Origin of the sequence: Streptomyces sp. NPDC051664, from assembly GCF_044453545.1 — a bacterium.
GTDB lineage: Bacteria > Actinomycetota > Actinomycetes > Streptomycetales > Streptomycetaceae > Streptomyces.
Genome location: NZ_JBITCU010000018.1, coordinates 99,274 through 124,468 on the forward strand (window position 1 = coordinate 99,274; position 25,195 = coordinate 124,468).

20 protein-coding genes and 1 riboswitch are annotated in these 25,195 nt (G+C 70.7%); of the genes, 15 read left to right on the forward strand and 5 right to left on the reverse strand.

Going from position 1 to position 25,195, the window contains the following annotated elements:
• The first annotated feature begins 91 nt into the window (after positions 1-91).
• The 5 genes from ACIA8E_RS28085 to ACIA8E_RS28105 all read left to right on the forward strand — a co-directional run bounded on the left by ACIA8E_RS28085 (position 92) and on the right by ACIA8E_RS28105 (position 4,614).
• On the forward strand, positions 92-610 hold the full coding sequence (locus ACIA8E_RS28085; protein WP_399302088.1) for a DUF1453 domain-containing protein: 519 nt from the start codon (positions 92-94) through the stop codon (positions 608-610).
• A complete protein-coding gene (locus ACIA8E_RS28090) occupies positions 607-1,773 on the forward strand; it encodes a sensor histidine kinase (protein WP_399302089.1) in 1,167 nt (388 codons plus the stop codon). Before ACIA8E_RS28085 ends, ACIA8E_RS28090 begins: the two co-directional genes overlap by 4 nt.
• Entirely contained in the window at positions 1,770-2,450 is a 681-nt protein-coding gene (locus ACIA8E_RS28095) for a response regulator (protein WP_399302090.1), read from the forward strand. Before ACIA8E_RS28090 ends, ACIA8E_RS28095 begins: the two co-directional genes overlap by 4 nt.
• A gap of 131 nt (positions 2,451-2,581) precedes the next feature.
• Positions 2,582-3,025: a DUF485 domain-containing protein gene (locus ACIA8E_RS28100; protein ID WP_399302121.1), complete on the forward strand. Its 444-nt coding sequence runs from the start codon at positions 2,582-2,584 to the stop codon at positions 3,023-3,025.
• Entirely contained in the window at positions 3,022-4,614 is a 1,593-nt protein-coding gene (locus tag ACIA8E_RS28105) for a cation acetate symporter (protein ID WP_399302091.1), read from the forward strand. The genes ACIA8E_RS28100 and ACIA8E_RS28105 overlap by 4 nt, the downstream gene beginning before the upstream one ends.
• Before the next feature lie 62 nt (positions 4,615-4,676).
• Here the strand turns inward: ACIA8E_RS28105 and ACIA8E_RS28110 are convergent, their stop codons facing one another.
• Positions 4,677-5,354 carry a response regulator gene (locus ACIA8E_RS28110; RefSeq protein ID WP_399302092.1) on the reverse strand — a complete coding sequence of 226 codons (678 nt, stop codon included), beginning with the start codon at positions 5,352-5,354 and terminating at the stop codon, positions 4,677-4,679.
• The gene (locus ACIA8E_RS28115; RefSeq protein WP_399302093.1) at positions 5,351-7,021 is read right to left on the reverse strand and encodes an ATP-binding protein; all 1,671 of its coding nucleotides are present in this window, start codon (positions 7,019-7,021) and stop codon (positions 5,351-5,353) included. Before ACIA8E_RS28115 ends, ACIA8E_RS28110 begins: the two co-directional genes overlap by 4 nt.
• A gap of 96 nt (positions 7,022-7,117) precedes the next feature.
• On the opposite strand from ACIA8E_RS28115, the gene ACIA8E_RS28120 reads away from it, so the two are divergent.
• Positions 7,118-8,131 carry a LacI family DNA-binding transcriptional regulator gene (locus tag ACIA8E_RS28120; RefSeq protein ID WP_399302094.1) on the forward strand — a complete coding sequence of 338 codons (1,014 nt, stop codon included), beginning with the start codon at positions 7,118-7,120 and terminating at the stop codon, positions 8,129-8,131.
• A gap of 58 nt (positions 8,132-8,189) precedes the next feature.
• Here the strand turns inward: ACIA8E_RS28120 and ACIA8E_RS28125 are convergent, their stop codons facing one another.
• Positions 8,190-9,476: a citrate/2-methylcitrate synthase gene (locus tag ACIA8E_RS28125; protein ID WP_399302095.1), complete on the reverse strand. Its 1,287-nt coding sequence runs from the start codon at positions 9,474-9,476 to the stop codon at positions 8,190-8,192.
• A gap of 111 nt (positions 9,477-9,587) precedes the next feature.
• On the opposite strand from ACIA8E_RS28125, the gene ACIA8E_RS28130 reads away from it, so the two are divergent.
• Complete coding sequence (locus tag ACIA8E_RS28130; protein ID WP_399302096.1) at positions 9,588-10,748, forward strand: citrate synthase; 1,161 nt, start codon at positions 9,588-9,590, stop codon at positions 10,746-10,748.
• A gap of 23 nt (positions 10,749-10,771) precedes the next feature.
• Positions 10,772-11,905, forward strand: a complete 1,134-nt coding sequence (locus tag ACIA8E_RS28135) for a CobW family GTP-binding protein (protein WP_399302097.1) — start codon at positions 10,772-10,774, stop codon at positions 11,903-11,905.
• Positions 11,906-11,935: 30 nt separating this feature from the next.
• On the opposite strand, the gene ACIA8E_RS28140 is transcribed toward ACIA8E_RS28135, so the two are convergent.
• Positions 11,936-14,386, reverse strand: a complete 2,451-nt coding sequence (locus ACIA8E_RS28140) for a DNA topoisomerase (ATP-hydrolyzing) subunit A (protein WP_399302098.1) — start codon at positions 14,384-14,386, stop codon at positions 11,936-11,938.
• A 388-nt stretch (positions 14,387-14,774) separates the two neighbouring features.
• Here ACIA8E_RS28140 and ACIA8E_RS28145 point away from each other — a divergent pair, with 388 nt between their 5' ends.
• From ACIA8E_RS28145 to ACIA8E_RS28160, 4 genes are all read left to right on the forward strand, one after another.
• Positions 14,775-16,154 (forward strand): M16 family metallopeptidase, encoded by a 1,380-nt coding sequence (locus tag ACIA8E_RS28145; protein ID WP_399302099.1) that lies wholly within the window; start codon positions 14,775-14,777, stop codon positions 16,152-16,154.
• Between the two features lie 26 nt (positions 16,155-16,180).
• Positions 16,181-17,563: a M16 family metallopeptidase gene (locus ACIA8E_RS28150; protein WP_399302122.1), complete on the forward strand. Its 1,383-nt coding sequence runs from the start codon at positions 16,181-16,183 to the stop codon at positions 17,561-17,563.
• A gap of 206 nt (positions 17,564-17,769) precedes the next feature.
• Positions 17,770-17,940: riboswitch (cyclic di-AMP (ydaO/yuaA leader) on the forward strand.
• A 12-nt stretch (positions 17,941-17,952) separates the two neighbouring features.
• Positions 17,953-18,771 carry a M23 family metallopeptidase gene (locus ACIA8E_RS28155; RefSeq protein ID WP_399302100.1) on the forward strand — a complete coding sequence of 273 codons (819 nt, stop codon included), beginning with the start codon at positions 17,953-17,955 and terminating at the stop codon, positions 18,769-18,771.
• A gap of 211 nt (positions 18,772-18,982) precedes the next feature.
• Entirely contained in the window at positions 18,983-19,699 is a 717-nt protein-coding gene (locus ACIA8E_RS28160; RefSeq protein WP_399302101.1) for a GntR family transcriptional regulator, read from the forward strand.
• Between the two features lie 207 nt (positions 19,700-19,906).
• On the opposite strand, the gene ACIA8E_RS28165 is transcribed toward ACIA8E_RS28160, so the two are convergent.
• Positions 19,907-20,188, reverse strand: coding sequence for an HPr family phosphocarrier protein (locus tag ACIA8E_RS28165; protein WP_327421612.1), 282 nt, complete (start codon positions 20,186-20,188; stop codon positions 19,907-19,909).
• A gap of 174 nt (positions 20,189-20,362) precedes the next feature.
• Between ACIA8E_RS28165 and ACIA8E_RS28170 the strand changes: the two genes are divergently transcribed.
• The 3 genes from ACIA8E_RS28170 (at position 20,363) to ACIA8E_RS28180 (ending at position 25,156) form a co-directional block, all read left to right on the forward strand.
• Positions 20,363-23,290: a GNAT family N-acetyltransferase gene (locus ACIA8E_RS28170; protein ID WP_399302102.1), complete on the forward strand. Its 2,928-nt coding sequence runs from the start codon at positions 20,363-20,365 to the stop codon at positions 23,288-23,290.
• Positions 23,291-23,366: 76 nt separating this feature from the next.
• Complete coding sequence (locus ACIA8E_RS28175; RefSeq protein WP_399302103.1) at positions 23,367-23,969, forward strand: DUF5998 family protein; 603 nt, start codon at positions 23,367-23,369, stop codon at positions 23,967-23,969.
• On the forward strand, positions 23,969-25,156 hold the full coding sequence (locus ACIA8E_RS28180; protein ID WP_399302104.1) for an alkaline phosphatase family protein: 1,188 nt from the start codon (positions 23,969-23,971) through the stop codon (positions 25,154-25,156). Before ACIA8E_RS28175 ends, ACIA8E_RS28180 begins: the two co-directional genes overlap by 1 nt.
• Positions 25,157-25,195: the final 39 nt, after the last annotated feature.

Genomic DNA, 25,195 nt, shown 5'->3' on the forward strand with positions numbered 1-25,195 from the left:
CCACCCACGATCAACCCCTGAGCCGATCCCCTGACCTGGGTCTTTCCGTAGCGTCGAAGGCGATGACCTTTCCCGCACTTCGGAGGCCGCCATGTCCGGGCTCGTCAATGCCCTGCTGATCATTGCCGTCGTGGCTTTCGTCGTGGTCCGCCAGTGCTCGGCACGGCGGATCTCCGACGACCGGCGCTGGTGGATCCTGCCGGGCATCCTGCTCGTCATGTCCTTGCGCGAACCCGGGCTGATGGACCCGCACCGCGAGGCGTTGTCAGTCGTGCTCCTCGGCGCCGAACTGGCGGTGGGGCTGGTCACCGGCGCCGGCTGGGGCTGGACGGCCAGGCTGTGGCGTGAACCGGACGGCTCGCTGTGGAGCAAGGGCACCAAGGCCACCGTCTTCGTCTGGACGGGAGGTCTGGTGCTGCGAGCCGCTCTGTACGGGGCTGCCGCGCTGATGGGTATACATCAAGGCAGTGCCGCCCTGATGACGGCTCTTGCGGTGACGCTGCTGGTGCGCAGCAGCGTGCTGATGTGGCGGGTCCGCCAGATGCGTCCGGCGTACGGTGGCGCTGCGGACGGCATGCCGTCGCGGCCGGCGTGGAAGGACTGTGTGTGACAAGCGCTACCTGGACGAGCTGGCCGTCCCGGGAGGCTCTCTCGAGAAGTGGCCGCACCCGCCCCCGGGCGGCCATCGCATGGTCCGTCCGTGTCCTGGTGCTGACCCTCATGCTCTGGGGCACTTTCTCCAACGGCAGGTTCGGGCCTTGGGACGTCGTGGTCGGCCTGCTGGGCGTCATCGGCTGCGTCTGGGCCGGGTGGGCATTCTTCCGGACCAGCCTGGAGCACCGGCTCTGGCCGTCGCTGGGGCTCTTGGCGCTGCTGATGGCGGCGGCCTTCGGGGCGCAGCAAGCCGGTGCGAGTGTGCCGGCCGTGATCCTGTGGTGCGGCTGCGCGGTCACGGCTCTGGAGCGGTTGCCGCTCTCGGCAGGCTTGCCCGCCACGGCCGTCGCGCTGGCCGCGTACGCCGCCGTCAACACCGACGGCTGGATGACGACGGCGGTGACCACAGCGGGTCTCTGCCTTGCGGGATACGTGCTCCGCCTGGATGCCGAGGCCCGCGGCAGCGCCCAGCGGCTCCTCGAGCAGGAGCGGGCTGCCAGGGTGGCCGAAGCCGAGTCGGCGGCGCTGGACGAGCGCTCCCGGATCGCCCGCGAGATCCACGATGTCCTCGCGCACAGCCTCTCCGCGCAGTTGGTGCACCTGGAGGCGGCGCGGCTGCTCATCGAGAGAGAACCCCCGGGGGAGTTCCGGGACCAGGTGCTGGAGCGGGTGGTGGCGGCCCGTTCGATGGCGCGCGATGGGCTGGCCGAGACCCGGCAGGCGCTCTCCGCCCTGCGGGGGGAGGTCTCCCCGGTGGAGGACTACCTGCGACAGCTGGTGGCCGCGGTGGAGCCGGGCGAGGTGACGGTGGCCGGGGAGCAGCGGCCGCTGACGGCCGAGGCCTCGCAAGCGGTCAGGCGAGTGGCGCAGGAGGCGCTGACCAATGTGCGCAAGCACGCGCCGGGGGCCGACGTGCTCGTACGGCTCGAGTATCTGCCGGGTGAGGTCGCCCTGGAGGTGAAGGACCGAGGTGGCCGCCTGCCCGTGGACGAGCTCGCTGTCAGTGGCTCCGGCTACGGTCTGCTGGGAATGAGGGAACGTGCCGAGCTGCTCGGCGGGACGCTGGAGGCCGGTCCGGGCGAGGAGGGGTTCGTGGTGAGACTGCGGGTGCCCGCGTGACCGCGCGTGTCGTGGTCGCCGACGATCAGTCGGTGGTGCGCGAAGGAATCGTGATGCTGCTGGGGCTGCTGCCAGGGATCGAGGTGGTGGGATCGGCCAAGGACGGGGAAGAGGCCGTCGCGCTCGTCGCGGAGCGGTCTCCGGATGTGGTTCTCATGGACCTCCGCATGCCGCGTTGCGACGGGGTGGAGGCGACGCGGCGTATCCGCAAGGAGTACCCGAACACTCAGGTGGTGGTGCTCACGACGTTCGCGGAGGACGACTCGCTCTTCCCCGCACTGGAGGCGGGGGCTCGCGGTTATCTCACCAAGGACGCCGGGGGCGACGAGATCGTGCGGGCCATCCAGGCTGTGCTGTCGGGCGAGGCCGGACTCTCGCCCGCGGTGCAGAGGCGGCTGCTGGAGCGGGTCACCACGACACCCGCGCCGGCCGGTTCGCCGGCCGCCGAGCAACAACTGCCCGACGGCCTCACGCCCCGCGAGGCGGAAGTGCTCGTCCTGATCGCCGAGGGACTGTCCAACCCGGAGATCGCCCGCAAGCTGCACATCTCGCAGGCCACTGTGAAGAGTCACATCAACAATCTCTTCGCCAAGACCGGAGTGCGCGACAGGGCGCAGGCCGTGCGCTATGCGTATGTTCGCGGGCTCGCACACCCGCCCGGGACATCCTTCACCTGAAGAGGTGAAGTGCGGCAAATGACGTGCCCGGGAACTTCCCGATCTGTCCATGCTTGGGTACGCGGCCGAAGTGGTCCGTGGACCAGGGGAGTTGTTCGGTGGAGAAGGAAGCAGGGAGCGAGGCCGCAGCGATGCGACTCGACGACCCGTGGTACGACGCGCTGGCTTCCGGATGGGGCGAGCTGGACGGTACGGGAGGCTTCGTGCCGGCCGGGCCACCCGGTTCCGTGCCCTCGCAGCGCGGCCACAGCGCGGCCGACATCTATCTGGAGGTGCAGCGCAGCGAGGCCTTCCAGGAAGTGCGCCGCAGGTACCGGCGGTTCGTCATCCCTGCCACCCTCGCCTTCCTCATGTGGTACCTCGCCTACGTCGTCACAGCGATCACCGCACCCGGGCTGATGGCCCGGCCGGTGGCCGGCGCGGTCAACGTGGCGATGGTCGCGGGGCTCGGACAGTTCCTCACCACGTTCCTGCTCACCGGGGCGTACGCACGGCATGCGCGGCTGCGCAGGGACCGGGCCGCGCTCGATCTGCGCTGGGACACTCAGGAAATGACGCGGGGGATCGGGCGTTGATCGGGAACCACCAGACCCTGGCGCTGCTGCTGTTCAGCGCGTTCGTTGCAGTGACGCTCGCCATCACCACCTGGGTGAGCCGCAACCGGCATGGATCGGCGGAGGAGTTCTATGCGGGTGGCCGGCTGTTCTCCCCCATGGAGAACGGTTTTGCCATCGCCGGCGACTACATGTCGGCGGCGTCCTTCCTCGGTATCTCCGGCCTGATCGCCCTGTTCGGTTACGACGGCATGCTCTACTCGGTCGGATTCCTCGTCGCCTGGCTCGTCGTCCTGCTGCTCGTTGCGGAACTCGTCCGCAACTGCGGCCGGTTCACCCTCGCCGATGTGGTGGCGGCCCGGATGGCGGAACGTCCGGTCCGGATCGCGGCGGGTACCTCCTCCGTCACCGTCTCGGTGCTCTATCTGGTGGCGCAGATGGTGGGTGCGGGCAGTCTGGTCGCTCTGCTTCTCGGCGGCACCAGTGGTGCCGCCCGCTCGTGGACCGTCATCGGGGTCGGGGCGCTCATGGTGATCTATGTGTCCATCGGCGGGATGCGCGCCACGACCTGGATCCAGATCGTCAAGGCCGTTCTGCTGATGGTGGGCGCGAGCGTGCTGACCGTGCTCGTACTGGTCCACTTCCACGGCAATGTCAACACGCTGCTCAATTCCGCCGCCGAACGGAGCGGGCACGGGATGGAGTTCCTCTCGCCCGGCCTCAAGTACGGCGGGAGCTGGACCGCGCGCTTCGACTTCATCAGCCTGGGTCTTGCCCTGGTGCTCGGCACGGCGGGGCTGCCGCACATCCTGTCGCGCTTCTACACGGTGCCCACCGCCCGCGCCGCCCGCCGCTCGGTCGTCTGGTCGATCGGCCTCATCGGCAGCTTCTACCTGATGACGATCGTGCTCGGGTTCGGCGCGGCGGCGCTGGTCGGTTCGGCGGACGTCCGGGCGTCGAATCCCGCCGGGAACACGGCCGTTCCGCTGTTGGCGATGGTGCTCGGCGGCGGCGAAGCCTCCACCGGGGGAACGATTCTGTTCGCCGTGGTCGCCGCCGTGGCCTTCGCGACCATCCTCGCCGTCGTCGCCGGGATCACTCTCGCCTCGTCGGCCTCCGTGGCCCACGACCTCTACGCCTCGCTCAGGCGTCCGGGCTGGAAGCAGCGAAGTGAGGTCACCGTGGCCCGGGTTGCAGCTGCCGGGATCGGGGTGGCAGCCATTGCACTCGGTCTGGTCGCGCAGAATCTGAACGTGGCGTTCCTGGTGGCGCTCGCCTTCGCCGTCGCCGCTTCGGCCAATCTGCCCGTGTTGCTGTACTCGCTGTTCTGGCGGAACTTCACCACGCGCGGGGCGGTCTGGTCGGTCTACGGAGGGCTGATCCCCGCGGTGCTGCTCGTACTGCTCTCCCCGGTCGTCTCCGGCAGCCCCACCTCGCTCTTCCCCGGAGTGGATTTCCAGCTCTTCCCGCTGGAGAACCCTGGCCTGGTCTCCATTCCGCTCGGCTTCCTGGCCGGCTGGATCGGCACGGTCACCTCGGTCGAGCCACCGGATGCCGCCAAGCACGCGGAGACCGAGGTCCGGGCGCTGACCGGGGCCGGCGCCGTGTAGCCGGAGGCATCTCAGAAACCGGTGCCGTGGTGGCCGGACGTGCTTCGGGAGCCGGTGACCCCTCAGGAGCCGGTGGCCCAGGTGTAACGGTGCTCCGGGCGGCCCGTCTCGCCGTACCGCAGTGTCAGCCGTACCCGACCCGTCCGCTCCAGCAGCTTCAGATAGCGCTGCGCCGTCTGTCGGCTCATCCCGGCGCTCTCCGCGATCTCCTGCGCGGAGAGCGGACCGTCGGCGCCGCGGAGCGCCTGGCGGACCAGCTCCGCCGTCGTCGGCGAGTGCCCCTTGGGCAGACCGGGTTCGCCCGCGGCCCACAGGGCACCGAAGAGCCGGTCCACGTCACCCTGTTCGGCCTCGCCGCCGCCCTCCAGAGTGTGGTGCAGCGCTGCGTAGGCCTCCAGCTTGGTCCGCAGCCCCGCGTACGTGAACGGCTTCACCAGGTACTGGAGCGCACCGTGGCGCATGGCCTCCTGGACGGTCGCGACGTCGCGCGCCGCCGTCACCATGATCACGTCGGTGCGGTGGCCGAGCCTGCGCAGCTCCCGTACCACGGTCAGGCCGTTGCGGTCGGGCATGTAGTGGTCCAGCAGGACGAGGTCCACGCGCTGTGACTCGACCGCTGCGAGGGCCGCTGAGGCGCTGTGCACCTGCGCGGCCACCCGGAATCCGGGCACCCTGGAGACATAGGCCGCGTTGATCTGCGTAACCCGGATGTCGTCGTCGACGACCAGGACCTCGATCACTGAACTTCTCCTGCGGTGTTCGGCACCGGAAGGGCTGTCGCCGTCATTCCCGGTTCGGTGAGGGCCTCCGGCAGTACGACGGTGAACTCGGCGCCGCCCTCCGGAGCCGAGCCGACGGTGGCGCTGCCGCCCTGTCGTTCGGCCAGCCGCCGTACCAGTGCGAGACCCAGACCGCGTTTGCCGTGCGCCGGGAGCTCCTTCGTCGACCAGCCCTCGGTAAAGATCGATTCATGCTGCTCGGGAGGGACGCCCGGGCCGCTGTCGCGGACCTGCAGCACCACCGTACGGCCGTCCGTCCGCAGCCCCACCTCGATCACGGCGCCGTCCGACCCTGCCGCCGCGTCCAGGGCGTTGTCGACGAGATTACCGACGGCGGTGACGAGCCCGCGCGAATCCACCAGCCGGTCCGGGAGCAGAGTGCCGGGCGCCATCCGCAGGGAGACGCCGCGCTCCGCCGCGACCGTCGCCTTGCCGACCAGCAAAGCCGCCAACAGCGGGTCGTGAACCTTCTCGGTGACCTGCTCGGCGGTGGCCCGGTGGCCGCCGACGACTTCCGTGACGAACTCCATCGCGTCCTCGTGCATCTGCAGCTCCAGCAGCCCCAGGAGCGTGTGCAGCCGGTTGGCGTGTTCGTGGTCCTGCGCGCGCAGGGCGTCGATGAGACCGCGGGTGGAGTCGAGTTCTCGGCCGAGATGCTCGAGCTCGGTGCGGTCGCGGAGGGTGGCGACCGCACCCCCGTCGTCGGTCGGCATCCGGTTGGCGAGCAGCACCCGGTTGCCCCGTACGGTCAGCAGATCGTCGCCGACCACCCGGCCGGCCAGTACATCGGCCGTCCGCCCGAGGCCGAGTACCTCGTCGAGCGGGCGGCCTGCGGCGTCGGGGCCGAGTCCGAGCAGCCGCTGGGCCTCGTCGTTCAGGAGCCGGATGCGTCCTGTCGGGTCGAGTGCGACCACCCCTTCCCGGATGCTGTGCAGCATTGCCTCGCGTTCGGTCAGCAGCGCGGAGATGTCGGAGAAGGCAAGGTCCTGGGTCTGCCGCTGGATACGACGGGAGACCAGATAGGCGGCGAGCGCCCCGACGGCCAGCGCCCCGCCCGCGTAGGCGAGCAGCCCGGGGATCGCCGCCAGGAGGCGGGCGCGGACACTGTCGTACGCGATACCGACCGAGACCGCCCCGACGATGTGGCCCGACTCGTCGCGGAGCGGCACCTTGCCACGGGCCGAGCGGCCGAGCGTGCCTCTGTCGATCTCCATGACCTGGTCGCCCGCGAGCGCCTCACTGGGGTCGGTGGAGACGACCTTTCCGATCCGGCCGACGTCGGTGTGCGACCAGCGCACCCCGCGCCGGTCCATGACGACGACGTACTCGGCGCCGGTGGACCGCCTGATCCGCTCGGCCGCCGACTGCACGGGCCCGCCAGGGGCCGGGGCGGTGGCGAGCAGCGCCTCGGTGATCTGCGGCTGGGCCGCCGTGCTCTGCGCGATGGCGAGGGCACGGTGCATCGCCTCGTCGTCGAGCTGTGCGCTGAGGGGTGCCAGAAAGAGGCCGGTGGCGAGTACGGTGACGCCGGTGGCGATGGCGAGTTGTATCAGCAGCACCTGGGAGAAGACCCGCTGCGGCCAGCCGAGCCGTCGCGGCCTCCGGGGGGTGGGCGGTGGGGCGCTCATCGTACGAAGGTAAAGGGCATACCGGCGCTTTCTGAAATTTTTGTTGTTTCCAACTCCACGCAACCCACTTGCGTTTCTTGCGCTAATCTTGCACGTATGACGCGACGACTTGCTCAAGTGGCACAGAAGGTGGGAGTCAGCGAGGCCACGGTCAGCCGGGTGCTCAACGGTAAGCCCGGCGTCTCCGACGCCACCCGGAAGGCCGTGCTCTCCGCGCTCGACGTGCTCGGTTACGAGCGTCCGACCCAGCTGCGGGGCGAGCGGGCGAGACTGGTCGGTCTGGTCCTGCCCGAGCTGCAGAACCCGATCTTCCCGGCCTTCGCCGAAGTTGTCGGTGGTGCGCTGGCGCAGCAGGGTCTGACCTCTGTGCTGTGCACCCAGACCAAGGGTGGCGTCTCCGAGGCCGACTATGTGGAGCTGCTTCTGCAGCAGCAGGTGTCCGGGGTGGTTTTCGCGGGCGGGCTCTACCACCAGGCCGACGCCGCACACGATCACTACAAGGTGCTGGCCGACCGCAAGATCCCGGTGGTCCTGATCAACGCGCCGTACCTCGACTTCCCCGGTGTCTCCTGCGACGACTCCGTCGCCGTCGAGCAGGCCTGGCGCCATCTCGTCTCGCTCGGTCACGAGCGCATCGGCCTGGTGCTCGGCCCCGCCGACCATGTGCCCTCGCGGCGCAAGCTGGCCGCTGCCCAGGCGCTGGCGGAGGAGGCCGGCACCACCGTGCCGGACGAGTGGGTGGCCCGGGCCATGTTCTCGCTGGAGGGCGGACAGGCCGCCGCCATGCGTCTGCTGGACCGGGGCGTCACCGGCATCATCTGCGCGAGCGACCCGCTCGCCCTCGGGGCGGTGCGTGCGGCCCGCCGTCGCGGTCTCTCCGTGCCCGCCGACGTCTCGGTCGTGGGGTACGACGACTCCGCCTTCATGAACTGCACCGAGCCACCGCTGACCACGGTCCGTCAGCCGATCGAGGCCATGGGGCGCGCCGCCGTCGAGCTGCTCTCCCTTCAGATCGGGGGCCGTACCGTGCCGTCGGACGAGCTGCTATTCGAACCGGAACTGGTGGTGCGGGGGTCCACCGCGCAGCCCCCGCGGGACATTTCCGGCTGATCATCGATATTTTGCGCCCCATGACCCGTCTATTGCGGCTGACCTCGCGCGTGGCGACCTACGGGGCGGGCAGTGACTGAGGTGGGCGGGGGCCGCCGTACTGGCCGCTGGGGCGCATCCGCAGCGGACGTTCCCCGTACTCCTCCAGCGCATGGGCGATCCAGCCCGCTGTACGGGACACCGCGAACACCGTCTCACCCGCCTCCGCCGACATGCCGGAGGCGACGGAGAGCACGGCCAGCGCCAGGTCGACGTTGGCGTGCAGCGGGGTGTGGCGCGCGGTCGTGGTGACCACGTCGCGCGCCGCGGCCAGCGCGGGCGCCGCCTGCGGGACCTCCGCGAGCCTGGCGAACAGCGTCCGTGCGCGCGGATCCTCGGCGGTGTAGAGCCGGTGTCCGAGCCCCGGCACCCGGCGGCCGGTACGGAGATGGTCCGCGACCACCGGGGTCGCACTGCCCCGCTCCAGGACCTCGGTCAGCATCCTGTGGGCCAGGCTGCTCGCGGCGCCGTGCAGGGGGCCCTCCAGGACCCCGAGGCCCGCGGAGACCACCGCGTACGGATGGGCGCGGGCGGATGCGGCGACCCGCGCGGCCAGTGTCGAGGCGGCCAGATCGTGGTCGATCAGCAGGCCGAGAGCCGTGTCCAGTGCGGTAAGCGAAGGCGCGTCGGCCGGTCGGGCGGTGAGTTTCGGCCACAGGCGGTGCGCCAGCCCGGGCAGGTGCGAAGCGGCCTCGCCTTCGGCCGTCGCGGGTGCACCGACAGCGGTCGGCAACGCTCCGACCAGGGTCGGGATCAGGCTCCGCGCGCTGCCGAGCACGGCCTCACGCGAGAGGTCGAAGCGCAGCGGATCGGCGGTCGCCGCGGCGACCACGGCGACCCGCAGCCGGTCCGTCGACCCGCTGTGCGCGGGCAGCGCGCCCACGGTCCGGCGCGCCGCGGCCAGGGCCTCGGCAGGCGCGGTGAAGCGGATGCCGGGCCGGAGATCGCCGGTCCACAGCCATTCGGCGATCTCTTCGTAGGAGTAGTGCGCGGTCAGCTCGGTCGCGTCGACACCCCGGAAGTAGTACCGGTCGGTCTCGATCAGCGTGATGCCGGTACGGAACACCAGGTCACCGCCGGCCGAGGAGGCTTCCCTCCGTCCCGTACGCCGTACCAGTGCATCGACCTCCGCGGCGTCGAACGTACTGCCGCGACCACCGGGGGCGCGCCTGCTGCTCAGCTGACCCCGGCTGACATACGCGTACACCGTCTCGGGCTTCACGCCCAGGCGCTCGGCCGTCTCGCGCGTCGTGAGCCGCTCCGCCCGCGCATCGGCGCGGTCGTCGGGTGCTGCTTGATCCCTCATGCTGCTCACCGTATCCATATTGATTCAATCAACATTGACAGGATTGAAGTCAAGCATAGACAGTCGAATCAATATTGATGGACCTGCACAGTGAAGTTCGCGGAGGAAGAAATGCCGACCATGACCAACGGAACCCCGCTCGACGTACCCCGAGGCCTCGCGGGTGTCGTCGTCACGGACACAGCTCTCGGAGACGTCCGGGGACGCGAGGGCTTCTACCACTACCGGCAGTACTCGGCGATCGAGCTCGCTCGGACCCGCAGCTTCGAGGACGTCTGGTACCTGATGTTCCACGGCGAGCTGCCCGGACCGGCCGCCCGCGCCGACTTCGCCGCGCGCACCGCCGCCATGCGCCGACTGCCCCCGGAGGTACGGGGCGCCTTGCCGGCGATAGCCCGTGCGGGCGCGGTCTCCGGCCCCCTCGCGGGGCTGCGCACCGCACTGTCGCTGCTCGGCGCCTCGGCCGGCTTCCGTCCGGTGTACGACATCGACGGCGACCGGCGCCGCAGCGACGCGCTGGCTGCCTGCGCGGCCGTCCCCACCGTGCTGACCGCCCTGTACCGGCTCGGCCAGGGCCTCGAACCGGTAGAGCCGCGCGACGATCTGCCGTACGCCGCCAACTACCTCTACATGCTCACCGGTTCCGAGGCGGACGCCGCCCGCGTGAGGGCCGTCGAGCAGTATCTGATCTCCACCGTCGACCACGGCTTCAACGCCTCGACCTTCACCGGCCGGGTCGTCGCGTCCACCGGCGCGGACATCGCCGCCTGCCTGGTGGCGGCCGTCGGCGCACTCTCCGGGCCGCTGCACGGCGGAGCTCCCAGCCGCGCGCTCGACACCCTGGACGCGATCGGCACCCCCGACCGCATCGACAGCTGGATCCGCGAGCGCGTGCTGGCGGGCGAGCGGATCATGGGCTTCGGCCACCCCGTGTACCGCACCGAGGACCCGCGCTCACGCATGCTGCGCGGCATCGCCCAGGGTTTCGGCAACCCGCTCGTCGACTTCGCCGTCGAGGTGGAGCGCCAGGTCGAGGCGATCCTCGCCGAGCTCAAGCCGGGCCGTGAGCTGCACACCAACGTGGAGTTCTACGCCGGGGTCGTCATGGAGCTGTGCGGGCTGCCGCGCGAGATGTTCACGCCGACCTTCTGCGCGGCGCGGGTGGTCGGCTGGAGCGCCAATATCCTGGAGCAGGCGGAGGACTCCAAGATCATCCGTCCGGCGGCCCGCTATATCGGTCCGACCCCGCCCCAGCCGGTCCCGGCGCCCTGACGTTTCCCCGAGGAAGGCCCCCGTTGAACCCGTCGTCCCCGCCCCGCCAGCAGCAGGTCCCGGTCATCGTCCTGGCCGGGTTCCTGGGATCCGGCAAGACGACTCTGCTCAACCACCTCCTGCGCCACCGTGCGGGGAACAGGATCGGCGTGATCGTCAACGACTTCGGCTCCATCGAGATCGATGCCATGGCGGTCTCGGGCCAGGTCGGCTCGACCGTCTCGCTGGGCAACGGCTGCCTGTGCTGTGCCGTCGACGCGAGCGAACTCGACGCCTTCCTGGAGAAGCTCACCCGGCCCGCCGCCCGCCTCGATGTGATCGTCATCGAGGCGAGCGGACTCGCCGAACCCCAGGAGCTCGTAAGGATGCTGCTGGCCAGCGACAACCCGCACATCGTGTACGGGGGACTGGTCGAGGTGGTCGACGCCGCCGAATTCGACGCCACCCGGGGGCGCCATCCGGAGATCGACCGCCATCTCGGCGTCGCCGATCTCGTCGTGCTGAACAAGACCGACCGGATCGAGGACGAGGAACAGAGCCGAATCCGCAAGGCCATCGCGGCGACCGGCAGCGGAGCGGCCGTCATCTCCGCCACGTACGGACGTATCGATCCTGAGCTGCTCTTCGACCCGGCGCTGCGGCCGGACGGTGAGGAGAGGATGCGTCAGCTCACCTTCGAGGACCTCCTGCTGGAGGAGGGGGCGGAAGGGAGCGCCGAGGCACACGCGGGGCACCTGCACGCCGCGTACGAGAGTGTCTCCTTCACCTCCGACGTGTCCATGCACCCTCGCCGACTGATGGCGTTTCTCGACTCCCGGCCCGAGGGCCTCTACCGGATCAAGGGGTTCGTCGACTTCGGCGCAGGTGACCGTGGGAACACATATGCGCTGCATGCCGTCGGCAGATTCCTGCGGTTCGGCCCCCGGCCCTGGAAGCGCGACGAACCGCGTCTCACGCAGCTCGTGCTGATCGGCTCCGGCATCGACCCGGACACCCTGCACAAGGAGCTGGCCGCCTGCCGCGAGAACGCCGCACCTGACGCGCCGGACACCGCTCCGCACGCGGAAATGTCCCCGGAAACGCCGCAGGACGCCGCACATGAGCAGAGCATGTGGGGCGTCCTGCGGTACGTACAACAGCCGGTCGACGACGCGTAGTCCATCGGCCCGCCACCGCCCGGCCGCCGGCTACACCGGTCCGGCGATCACCGCGACCGGCTTGGCCAGCGGCGTACCCGAACCGTCGCGCCGCGGATCCGGCTCCGGCAGCTCCGTCGGCGTGCCGTTCCTCTGCGCCGCCCGCGCCGGCTTCGCACCCGCCCAGGCGAACACCAGGACGTCCTCGCCCTTGAGGAACCGCTGACAGCGCACCCCACTGGTGGCCCGGCCCTTGCGCGGATACTGGTCGAACGGTGTGAGCTTCGCCGTCAGCACCGAGTCGTCCAGCGTGCCGTGCGAGCCCGCCACCGTGAACACCATCGCGTCCACCGCCGGATCCACCGCATCGAACGAGAGCACCTCGGCGCCCGCCGTCAGCTTCACCCCCGCCATACCGCCGGCCGGCCGGCCCTGCGGCCGCACCTGCGCCGCCGGGTAACGCAGCAGCTGCGCGTCGGACGTGATGAAGACCAGATCCTCCTCGCCGGTACGCAGTTCGGCGGCGCCGACGATCCGGTCACCGTCCTTGAGGGTGATGACCTCCAACTCGTCCTTGTTGGCCGGGTAGTCCGGCACCACCCGCTTGACGACCCCCTGCAGGGTGCCGATCGCCAGGCCGGGGGAGGACTCGTCGAGAGTGGTGAGGCAGACGACTTCCTCGTCGTTCTCCAGCGTGAGGAACTCCGAAACCATCGCGCCGCCCGAGAGATTGGGCGCCGCGTGCGTGTCCGGAAGCTGCGGCAGATCGATCACCGTGAGCCGCAGCAACCGACCGGTGGACGTCACCACACCCACATCGCCGCGCGCCGTCGCCGGTACGGCCGACACGATCACATCGTGCTTGGCCCGCTTGGCGTCCTCGTCGAACGCGATCGGGTCGCCGGTGGCCGTACGGGCCAGCAGACCGGTCGAGGAGAGCAGCACCCGGCACGGGTCGTCCGCGACCTCCAGCGGCACCGCAGCCACCTGCGCACCGGCCGACTCCAGCAGCACCGTACGCCGGTCGGTGCCGAACTTCTTGGCGACCGCGGCCAGTTCGGTGGAGACCAGCTTGCGCAGCTCGGCGTCCGAATCGAGGATCGCGGTCAGCTCGTCGATCTCGGTGTTGAGCCGGTCCCGCTCGCTCTCCAGCTCGATCCGGTCGAACCGGGTGAGCCGGCGCAGCGGGGTGTCCAGGATGTACTGCGTCTGGATCTCGCTCAGCGAGAAGTGCTCGATGAGCCGCTCCTTCGCCTGCGCCGAATTGTCACTGGACCGGATGAGCCGGATGACCTCGTCGATGTCGATCAGCGCGACGAGCAGGCCCTCGACCAGATGGAGCCGGTCGCGACGCTTGGTCCGGCGGAACTCGCTGCGGCGGCGCACCACGTCGAAGCGGTGGTCGAGATAGACCTCGAGGAGCTCCTTGAGGCCCAGCGTGAGCGGCTGCCCGTCGACCAGCGCCACATTGTTGATGCCGAAGGACTCCTCCATCGGCGTCAGCTTGTAGAGCTGTTCCAGCACGGCCTCGGGCACGAAGCCGTTCTTGACCTCGATGACCAGGCGCAGGCCGTGCTCGCGGTCGGTGAGGTCCTTGACGTCCGCGATGCCCTGGAGCTTCTTCGCCGAGACCAGGTCCTTGATCTTGGCGATCACCTTCTCCGGGCCGACGGTGAACGGCAGTTCGGTGACGACCAGACCCTTGCGGCGCGCCGTGGCGTTCTCCACGGAGACGGTCGCACGGATCTTGAACGTGCCGCGGCCGGCCGCGTAGGCGTCCTTGATGCCGCCGAGGCCCACGATCCGGCCCCCGGTCGGCAGATCCGGACCGGGAACGAACCGCATCAGGGTGTCCAGGTCCGCACCCGGATGCTTGATCAGATGGCGGGCGGCGGCGATGACCTCGCCCAGGTTGTGCGGCGGCATATTGGTCGCCATACCGACCGCGATCCCGGACGAGCCGTTGACCAGGAGGTTCGGATACGCGGCCGGGAGGACGACCGGCTCCTGCTCCTGGCCGTCGTAGTTCGACTGGAATCCGACGGTGTCCTCGTCGATCGACTCCGTCATCAGCGACGTGGCGTCGGCCATCCGGCACTCGGTGTACCGCATGGCGGCCGGCGGGTCGTCGTTTCCGAGCGAGCCGAAGTTGCCGTGTCCGTCGACGAGGGGAAGCCGCATCGAGAACGGCTGCGCCATCCGCACCAGCGCGTCGTAGATCGACGCGTCGCCGTGAGGGTGCAACTTGCCCATGACCTCGCCGACGACGCGGGCACACTTCACATAGCCGCGGTCGGGGCGGAGCCCCATTTCGTTCATCTGGTACACGATGCGGCGGTGCACCGGCTTCATGCCGTCGCGGGCGTCCGGCAGGGCCCGTGAGTAGATCACCGAGTACGCGTACTCGAGGAAGGAGCCCTGCATTTCGTCGACGACGTCGATGTCGAGGATCTTCTCCTCGAAGTCGTCCGGCGGCGGGGTCTTCGTACTGCGGCGGGCCATCGCTGCTGCGACTCCTTCACAGATCTGTTCGGGCAACCTCTGGTTCTGACGCGGACCATTGTGGACCGCCGCACTGACAACCCCGACCTCGACCCGTCCCTAAGGGCTGTCCCGTGATCCCTGGTGGATCAGCGCGCGGCGTCGGATGCGGTGCATCGCAAGGCGGAGGAGCGTCCTCATACTGGGCGTATTCGGGCGTTCCGACAACGCAGCGAGGTGCCGTAGCTGTCGTCGCGCGCCCGCCAGGGGTTACGGGACAGCCCTTAGGGGCCGTCCGGCGCTCTTTCACGCGAACTTCCACGGCACGGGAACTTCGCCAGGTGTCTGTCCGCTTGCTTACAGTGGCAGGTCTCGCAGGAAATCCAGTATCGCGATCGAAGGGACGTACATGCCCATGGGTCACACGGCCACAGCCCAGGCCGGCTCCGGCGGCTTGACAGCGACCGAGCACCGTCTGGCCAACGGCCTGCGCGTGGTGCTCTCCGAGGACCATCTGACCCCGGTCGCCGCGGTGTGCCTCTGGTACGACGTCGGTTCGCGCCACGAGGTCAAGGGGCGCACGGGTCTGGCTCACCTCTTCGAGCACCTGATGTTCCAGGGCTCCGGACAGGTCAAGGGGAACGGCCACTTCGAACTGGTGCAGGGGGCCGGCGGCTCCCTCAACGGGACCACCAGCTTCGAACGCACCAACTACTTCGAGACGATGCCCACGCACCAGCTGGAGCTGGCCCTGTGGCTCGAGGCCGACCGGATGGGCTCACTGCTCGCCGCGCTCGACGACGAGTCCATGGAGAACCAGCGGGACGTCGTCAAGAACGAGCGCCGTCAGCGCTACGACAACGTGCCGTACGGCACGGCGTTCGAGAAGCTGACCGCCCTCGTCTACCCGGAGGGGCACCCGTACCACCACACCCCGATCGGCTCGATGACCGACCTGGACGCCGCGACGCTCGAGGACGCACGTACCTTCTTCCGTACGTACTACGCGCCCAACAACGCGGTGCTGTCCGTCGTCGGCGACATCGACTCCGAGCAGACGCTCGCCTGGATCGAGAAGTACTTCGGCTCCATCCCGTCCCACGACGGAGAGCAGTCGCCGCGCGACGGCGCGCTCCCCGAGGTCATCGGCGAGCAGCTGCGCGAAGAGGTCCGTGAGGAGGTCCCGGCGCGGGCACTGATGGCCGCCTACCGGCTGCCGCACGACGGCACCCGGGAGTGCGACGCCGCCGACCTCGCGCTGACCGTGCTGGGCGGTGGCGAGTCCTCCCGGTTGCACAACCGCCTGGTCCGCCGCGACCGGACGGCCGTCGCGGCCGGATTCGGGCTGCTGCGGCTCGCCGGTGCGCCCTCGCTCGGCTGGCTGGACGTGAAGACGTCCGGCGGGGTCGAGGTGGCGCAGATCGAGACCGCGGTCGACGAGGAGCTGGCCCGGTTCGCGGCCGAGGGTCCGACACCCGAGGAAATGGAGCGCGCCCAGGCCCAGTTGGAGCGCGAGTGGCTGGACAGGCTCGGTACGGTCGCGGGCCGCGCCGACGAACTGTGCCGGTTCGCCGTGCTGTTCGGTGACCCGCAGCTCGCCCTGACCGCCGTCCAGCGGGTGCTCGACGTCACCGCGGAAGAGGTCCAGGCGGCCGCCAGGGCCCAGCTTCACCCCGACAACCGGGCGGTGCTCGTCTACGAGCCGGTCGAGCCGGCCGAGTCCACCGATGGGGCGGCCGCCGACGAGGCGGCCGCCGACACCGACGCGCACGAAGGGGCGGACAAGTGACCGACGCTGCCGCGACTGGAGTATCGATGGAGTACCACCCGCAGCCGACCCCGGGCACGGCCAGGCCCTGGGCCTTCCCCGCCCCCGAGCGCGGAGCCCTGCCCAACGGGCTCACGGTGCTGCGCTGCCACCGCCCCGGCCAGCAGGTCGTCGCGGTCGAGATCTACCTCGACGCCCCGCTGGACGCCGAGCCCGAGGGCCTCGACGGCGTGGCCACGATCATGGCGCGGGCGCTGTCCGAAGGCACCGACAAGCACTCCGCGGAGGAGTTCGCAGCCGAGCTGGAGCGCTGCGGGGCCACCCTCGACGCGCACGCCGACCACCCCGGCGTCCGGGTCTCCCTCGAGGTCCCGGTCTCCCGGCTGGCCAAGGCGCTCGGTCTGGTCGCCGAGGCGCTGCGGGCACCCGCGTTCTCCGACAGCGAGATCGAGCGGCTGGTACGCAACCGGCTCGACGAGATCCCGCACGAGCAGGCCAACCCGGCCCGCCGAGCCGCCAAGCAGCTCTCCAAGGAGCTCTTCCCGGCCACCGCGCGGATGTCGCGCCCGCGCCAGGGCACCGAGGAGACGGTGGAGCGGATCGACTCCGCGGCCGTCCGCAGCTTCTACGAGGCCCATGTCCGGCCCTCCACCGCGATCGCCGTGGTCGTCGGTGACCTCACGGGCATCGACCTGGAGGCGTTGCTCGCCGACACCGTCGGCGACTGGTCCGGGAACAGCGCCGAGCCCCGGCCGGTCCCGCCGATCACCGCCGACGACACCGGCCGGGTGGTCATCGTCGACCGTCCCGGAGCTGTGCAGACCCAGCTGCTGATCGGCCGCATCGGCGCCGACCGGCACGACAGCGTGTGGCCGGCCCAGGTCCTCGGCACGTACTGCCTGGGCGGCACGCTCACCTCCCGGCTGGACCGGGTGCTGCGCGAGGAGAAGGGCTACACGTACGGCGTACGGGCCTTCGCGCAGGTCCTGCGGTCGTCGGCGCCGGAATCCGCCTCCGGGGCGACGGGCGCCGCGATGCTGGCCATCAGCGGTTCGGTGGACACGGAATCCACCGGACCGGCGCTCGGCGACCTGTGGACGGTCCTGAGGACGCTGGCGGCCGAGGGCCTGACCGACGCCGAGCGCGAGACGGCCGTGCAGAACCTCGTGGGTGTCGCCCCGCTGAAGTTCGAGACGGCGGCCTCGGTCGCGGGCACGCTCGCCGACCAGGTCGAGCAGCACCTCCCGGACGACTACCAGGCGCAGCTGTACGCCCGCCTCGCCGAGACCGGCACGGTCGAGGCGACCGCGGCGGTGGTCAGCGCCTTCCCGGTGGACCGTCTGGTCACGATCCTCGTCGGCGACGCCGCGCAGATCGAGGAGCCGGTCCGGGCGCTGGGCATCGGAGAGGTGTCGGTCGTCACCGGCTGACGTCTCAGATAACCGCATATCGGGACAGAGGGAGACCCCGCGAGTCGCTTCTCGCCGGGGTCTTCCCTTTTGTCTGATTTGTCGGATAGTTGCCTGTGTGCCCTGTGGGATGTGCTACAAAACGCCCTGTCCGTTTGGTGAATGAAAGTCCCCCCGCTTAGCGTCGGCAGCGCTGTCCGTCACCCGTATGCCGCATCCGCGGCGCCGGACAGCTATCGCCGAGTCCCCGTCAGGCGCGAGCCTGGGGAGCCGGGGACCCACGCAGTCCCTGGGGTGAATCGGATGCCTGCGCGCCTCTTGTGGGGCTCGCGGATCCGTAGGAGACCTTCCTGCTCCGAACCCGTCAGCTAACCCGGTAGGCGAGAAGGAAGGAAAGGATCAGCCACCTCATGGCGTTCACCCGCCCCACCGGGAAGCACCGTGCCCCGAAGCGTCTGACGCGCAAGAGCGCGCAGATAGCCGGCGTCGCAGCTCTGGCCACCACCGGCGTCATCGGTGGGCTGGCCTCTCCGGCGCTCGCCGCCGGCACCGAAGCCCCCTCCGTCAGCGAGACCGGCCTGAACCAGGTCATCGCCATCGAGGGCGCCCTCGCCGACCAGGTGGCCACCCAGGCCGACGTGCAGAAGCGCCAGGCCGAGGTCGCCGCCAAGGCGAAGGCGGCCGCCAAGGCGAAGGCCGCTGCCAAGGCGAAGGCCGAAGCGAACGCCAAGGCGGCAGCCAAGGCCAAGGCCGAAGCCCGGGCCAAGGCGGTCCGCGAGGCGAAGGCGCGCGCCGCCCGTTCCGCCGAGCGCACCCGCCTCGGTGCCTTCCAGCTCCCGGTCGCCGGTTCGTACGTCACCACCGGCTACAAGTCCAGCGGCTCCCTCTGGTCCTCCGGCCGTCACTCGGGCATCGACTTCCACGCCGCCTCCGGCAGCCCCGTCGTCGCCGTCGGCGCCGGCACGGTCGTCGAGGCCGGCTGGGGCGGCGCGTACGGCAACAACATCGTGCTCCGGATGACGGACGGCACGTACACCCAGTACGGGCACCTCTCGTCGATCGGCGTGTCGGTCGGCCAGAGCGTCGGCGCGGGCCAGCGGATCGGTTTCTCCGGCTCGACCGGCAACTCCACCGGACCGCACCTCCACTTCGAGGCCCGGACCACGCCGTCGTACGGCTCCGACATGGACCCCGTCGCGTACCTGCGCGCCCACGGCGTCAACGTCTGACCGACGCAGCACCCCGAAGGCCCCGGCTTCCCGCCGGGGCCTTCGGCGTACCCGGACCGGCCCCCGCCGGAGGTGCTTGCCGAACCGTCCTCGGACCAAAAGATATTCATGGATTTCGACCCGGCGTCGGAAATGCAGCCGCATTGCAATAGAGTCACAGAACAGGCGTCGATCGGCCGCGTTTCGCGGGGATTAAGGCGGAGGTTCGGACATGCGCATTCCGGCGCATTCGGTATGCACGGCAATCCGTGACGACATCGTCTCCGGTGTCTTCGAACGCGGCAGCAGACTCACCGAGGAACTGCTCGCACGCCGTTACGGGGTGTCCCGTGTCCCGGTACGGGAAGCGCTGCGCACCCTGGAGTCCGAGGGTTTCGTGGTCACCCGCCGGCACGCCGGCGCCTGTGTCGCCGAGCCCACCGAGCAGGAGGCCGCCGACCTGCTGGAGGTCCGGATGCTGTTGGAGCCACTGGGTGCGGCCCGCGCCGCGCAGCGCCGCACCGATGCACACCTCAAAGTCCTCCGCGGTCTGGTCAGGCTCGGTCAGGAGCGGGCCAGGCGGGGTGAGGGCGAGGATCTGCGCTCGCTGGGCGGCTGGTTCCACGAGACGCTCGCCCAGGCCTCCGGCAGCCCCGGGCTCATCGCGCTGCTCACCCAGCTCCGGCACAAGATCGCCTGGATGTACGCGGTCGAGCAGCCGGCCCGCCCCACCGATTCCTGGGCCGAGCACGGGGCCATCGTGGACGCAGTCGCACGCGGTGACGCGGAACGGGCCAGGGCGCTGGCCACGCAGCACGCCGAGCGCGCCACCGCCGCGCACCGGCTGAGGCGCGCGGACCGCATCCCGGGCCGTGAGCCCGCCGCGCCGCAGTCCGGCCGGGTGAGAACTTCGCAACATGCCGTAAACACCGCGAGCGGCCGTCATTAACACATGCGCCGTATACAAAGAGATGTAATTCGGCGGGGCTTTGTTTCGGTTGCCCGAATTCACTCCGGAAACCTCGGAAACCGACTCGGCAGTGGGTCCGGGGATCGGTACGGCTTGTGAAAACGAAAGAGCCGCGGCCCCGGTCGAAGGTGCCGCGGCTCTGCCGCAGAAATACGTCCGGCCGGAACGGGCCGGGGAAGTCCGGAATCAGACGGTCTCCGGGAGCTCGTCGAGCCCCTCCGCGACCAGCCTCGCCAGTCGGTCGAGAGCGGCCTCGGAGTCGTCCGCCTCGGACGAGAGCACGATCTCCTCGCCGCCCTGCGCGCCGAGGCCGAGCACCGCGAGCATGGAAGCGGCGTTCACCGGGCTGCCGTCGGCCCTGGAGACCGTCACGGGGACGCCCGACGCCGTGGCGGCGCGGACGAAGATGGAAGCGGGGCGGGCGTGCAGGCCCTCGGTCCAACCGACATTGACGCGGCGCTCAGCCATGGTTCTGCCCTTCACGACTCAATGGTTGTCTAGACCAGTCTCTCATGTGGTGCGCGATGTTCCGCCCGACCCGCGACCCGGTGCCGCAGCCCGTGCCGCAAGGCCGATCGGCCCTCTCAGACTGCCCCGGCCCTGAGCCGTACGCGACCGCTGACCGAGCCGTAGGCTTTGCCCATGCAGCCCACGCCGGAGCAGAGTCCGCATCACGCGTACCCCGACCACTGGGAAGCGGACGTCGTGCTCCGCGACGGTGGCACGGCCCGGATCAGGCCCATCACCACGGACGACGCCGAGCGGCTGGTCAGCTTCTACGAGCAGGTTTCTGACGAGTCGAAGTACTACCGGTTCTTCGCCCCTTATCCGCGGCTCTCCGCCAAGGACGTGCACCGCTTCACCCATCACGACTACGTCGACCGGGTGGGTCTCGCCGTCACGGTCGGCGGCGAGTTCATCGCCACCGTCCGCTACGACCGGATCGACGCGACCGGCCGGCCCGCCTCCGCCCCCGCCGACGAGGCCGAGGTCGCCTTCCTCGTCCAGGACGCCCACCAGGGCCGCGGCGTGGCGTCGGCGCTGCTGGAACACATCGCTGCAGTGGCCCGCGAGCGCGGCATCCGGCGCTTCGCCGCCGAGGTACTGCCCGCCAACAACAAGATGATCAAGGTGTTCCGGGACGCCGGGTACACCCAGCAGCGCAGCTTCGAGGACGGCTCCGTCCACCTCACCCTCGACCTCGAACCCACCGCCGAGTCCCTCGGCGTCCAGCGCGCCCGTGAGCAGCGGGCGGAGGCGCGGTCGGTGCAGCGGCTGATCGCGCCGGGTTCGGTCGCCGTCATCGGCACCGGCCGCAACCCCGGCGGGGTGGGCCGCACGGTCCTGCGCAACCTCCTCGCTGCCGGATTCACAGGCCGCACGTACGCGGTGAACAGCGCGTTCGCCGCGGACCAGGCCACGATCGACGGTGTTCCCGCCCACCGCTCCATCGGCGAGATCGGCGAACCGGTCGACCTGGCGGTCGTCGCCGTGCCCGCCGGCCGGGTCCCGGAGGCTGTCACCGACTGCGGCGAGCACGGCGTCCAAGGCCTCGTCGTCCTCTCCGCCGGATACGCCGAGTGGGGGGCCGAAGGCAGGGAACGGCAGCGCGAACTGGTGCGCCAGGCCCGCTCGTACGGCATGCGCATCATCGGCCCGAACGCCTTCGGCATCATCAACAACTCCGATGCCGTACGGCTGAACGCCTCCCTCGCCCCCGAATCGCCCGCGCCCGGACGCATCGGCCTGTTCACGCAGTCCGGCGCCATCGGCATCGCGCTGCTCTCCGGGCTCTACCGGCGCGGCGCGGGCCTGTCCACGTTCATCTCCGCAGGCAACCGCGCCGACATCTCCGGCAACGACTTCCTGCAGTACTGGTACGAGGACCCGGACACCGACGTCGCCCTGCTGTACCTCGAATCGCTCGGCAACCCGCGCAAGTTCACCCGCCTCGCCCGACGCACCGCGGCGGTGAAGCCTGTGGTCGTCGTGAAGGGCGCCCGGCACAGCGGCAGCACCCCACCGGGTCACGCGGTACCGGTCAGCCGGATCCCGGACGCGACGGTCTCCGCGCTCATGCGGCAGGCGGGCGTGATCCGCGTCGACACGGTGACGGAGATGGTCGACGCGGGCCTGCTCCTCGCCGACCAGCCCCTCCCGGCGGGCCCGCGGATCGCGATCCTCGGCAACTCCGAGTCCCTCGGCCTCCTCACGTACGACGCCTGCCTCGCCGAAGGGCTGCGCCCACGCCCGCCCCGCGACCTCACCACGGCGGCCACCCCGCAGGACTTCCGGGACGCGCTGGCCGAGGCCCTCGCCGACAGCAACTGCGACGCGGTGGTCGTGACGGCGATCCCCTGGGTGGGGGAGAACGGCGAAGCGGAATCGGGTGACGGTGAGGTCCTGGCGGCTGCCCTGCGCACCGCCGCGGCCACCGGCCCGGCCAAGCCGGTGGCCGTGGTCCATGTGGAGATCGGCGGCCTCGCCGAGGCGCTCGCCGCCGCCACGAGCACGGCCGCGGTGCCACCGGTGGCGCGTGCGTCCGCGCCGGCTGCCCCGGACGCTTCGACTGCGCAGGCCGATCGAGCCGTCCCGCCCACCGCCGGGGCCGCGCCCCCGACCGCCCCCGGCGACCACCTCGCGCAGCAGCGCTCCGACACGGGCCCGGGCGACACCCCCGCCGTTCCCACTCTCGGCCGCATCCCCGCCTACCCCGCCGCCGAGCGTGCCGTGCGGGCTCTGGCCGAGGCCGTGAAGTACGCCCAGTGGCGGCGGCAGGCCGCCGTGCCCGGGAAGGTGCCCGAGTTCCTCGACGACACCATCGACGAGGCCGGCGCCGCTGCGCGTATCGACGCGCTCCTCGGGCCCGATCCCGACCCGCGCGGCCGCTCGCTCGGTCACGACGAGGCGTGCGAGCTCCTGGGCCGCTACGGCATCACCGTACGACCGACGCTCCCGGCCCCCGCCCCGGACGCCGCCGTCGCCGCGGCGGCCCGGCTCGGCTATCCGGTCGCGCTCAAGACCACCGCACCCCACCTGCGTCACCGCGCCGACCTCGGCGGCGTCCGGCTGGACCTTGCCAACGAGGCCGCGCTGCGCCGGGCCTACGGCGAGCTGACCGACCTGCTCGGCAAGCCCACCGAGCTCCAGCCCGTCGTCCAGTCCATGGCGCCGCGCGGGGTGGACACCGTCGTACGGGCCACGATCGACCCGGCCGCGGGTGCCGTCCTCTCCTTCGGGCTGGCCGGCGCGCCCTCCGAACTTCTCGGCGACACCGCCCACCGCCTCGTGCCGGCCACCGACCGCGACGCCGCCGAGCTGATCCGGTCCATTCGGGCGGCCCCGGTCCTCTTCGGCTGGCGCGGCTCGGCGCCCGTCGACTCCGCGGCGCTCGAGGAGCTGCTGCTGCGGGTGTCCCGGCTCGTCGACGACCATCCCGAAGTGGTCTCCGTCGCACTGGAACCGGTCGTCGTCGCCACCCAGGGCCTGACCGTGCTCGGTGCGAGCGTCCGGCTGGCGCCGCCCCCCGCCCGCACCGACCTGGGCCCTCGTCGCCTCTCCAACTACTGAAGCCACTGGCCGGCCCGCACCTGGCCCTTTCGCGCAGCGTCCCCGGCAGCCATCCACCCCCCGTAGGATGGTGCGTATGGCGAAGACCGGTACGACGACCCAGGGGCTGCGCGCGGCGATCGAGCGCAGCGGCTACTACCCGGCCCTTGTGGCCGAGGCGGTGGAGGCTGCCGTCGGCGGTGAGCCGGTCGCGTCGTACCTGGTGCACCAGGAGACCACTTTCGACTCGAACGAGGTGCGCAGGCACGTCACGGTCCTGGTTCTGACCGACAACCGTTTCATCGTCAGCCACACCGACGAGCAGAACGCCGACACCAGCTCCCCGTCGCCGTACGCCACCACCTCCACCGAGTCGGTCAAGCTCGACCGGATTTCGTCGGTCGTGGTCAGCCGTGTCGTGGCCGACCCCGAGAAGTACGTGCCGGGGACGCTGCCCCGCGAGGTCGTCCTCACCATCGGCTGGGGTGCGGTCTCCCGGATCGACCTGGAGCCCGCGGCCTGCGGCGACCCCAACTGCGAGGCGGACCACGGCTACACCGGCAGCTCCACCGCCGACGACCTGAGCCTGCGTGTCAGCGAGGCCGGCGACGGCCCCGACACGGTGCGCCAGACCCTCGCCTTCGCCCAGTCGCTCTCCGAGGCGACGGCCGCGGCTCCGACCGCGGTGACCGGCCGCTGATGGCCCATCCGGCCTGGCAGGACCCCGTCCTGCTCCCCCTCGACACGGCGCCCGTCCCCGAGTACGGCAGTGGCTCGCTCGCCGATCTGCTGCCGACGCTCGTCGCCGGACAGGGCGTGCCCGGTTTCACGGCGGCGATTCCCGAGCTCACCCCCGCCGACCGGAACTGCGTCTTCCTGATAGACGGTCTCGGCTGGGAGCAGATCAAGTCCCACCCGGACGAGGCCCCGTATCTGCACTCGCTGCTCCCCACCTCGCGCGGGGGCGCCGGCCGTCCGATCACGGCGGGCTTCCCGGCCACCACGGCGACCTCGCTCGCCTCGGTCGGTACGGGGCTGCCGCCCGGCGCACACGGTCTTCCCGGCTACACCGCCCGCAATCCGGAGACCGGCGAGTTGATGAACCAGCTCCGCTGGAAGCCCTGGACCCCGCCGGAGGTCTGGCAGCCGTACCCCACCGTCTTCCGGCTCGCGGACGAGGCGGGCGTGCAGACCGCGCAGGTCTCCGCCCCGACCTTCCAGCACACTCCGCTCACCAAGATCGCGCTCAGTGGTGGCACGTTCCACGGCAGGCTCACCGGCGAGGAGCGGATGGACCTGGCCGCGGACCGGCTCGCCGCCGGTGACCGGTCGCTCGTCTACACGTACTACAGCGAGATCGACGGCAAGGGACACCGCTTCGGCGTCGACTCCGACGCCTGGCGCGGCCAGCTGATGTATGTGGACGGTCTTGTGCAGCGCCTCGCCGAACAACTGCCGCCCCGCTCCGCCCTGTACATCACCGCGGACCACGGCATGATCGACATTCCGTTCGACGAGCAGTCCCGGATCGACTTCGACGAGGACTGGGAACTGCGCGCGGGCGTCGCCCTGCTCGGCGGCGAGGGCCGGGCCCGTCATGTGTACGCCGTCCCGGGCGCCGAGGCCGATGTGCTGACCGTCTGGCAGGAAGTGCTCGGCGAACAGTTCTGGGTGGCGAGCCGGGACGAGGCGATCGCGGCCGGCTGGTTCGGCCCGCAGGTCGACGAGCGGGTGTACGGCCGGATCGGCGATGTGGTCGCGGCCGCCCACGACGACGTCGTGGTCACCGCCTCCGTCCAGGAGCCGCACGAGTCCGCGATGGTCGGCATGCATGGCTCGATGACCCCCGTCGAACAGCTCGTTCCGCTCCTCGAAGTGCGTTCCTGACCTCCTCCTCCTGCTCGCCCCCCGTTCGAATCGAAAGGT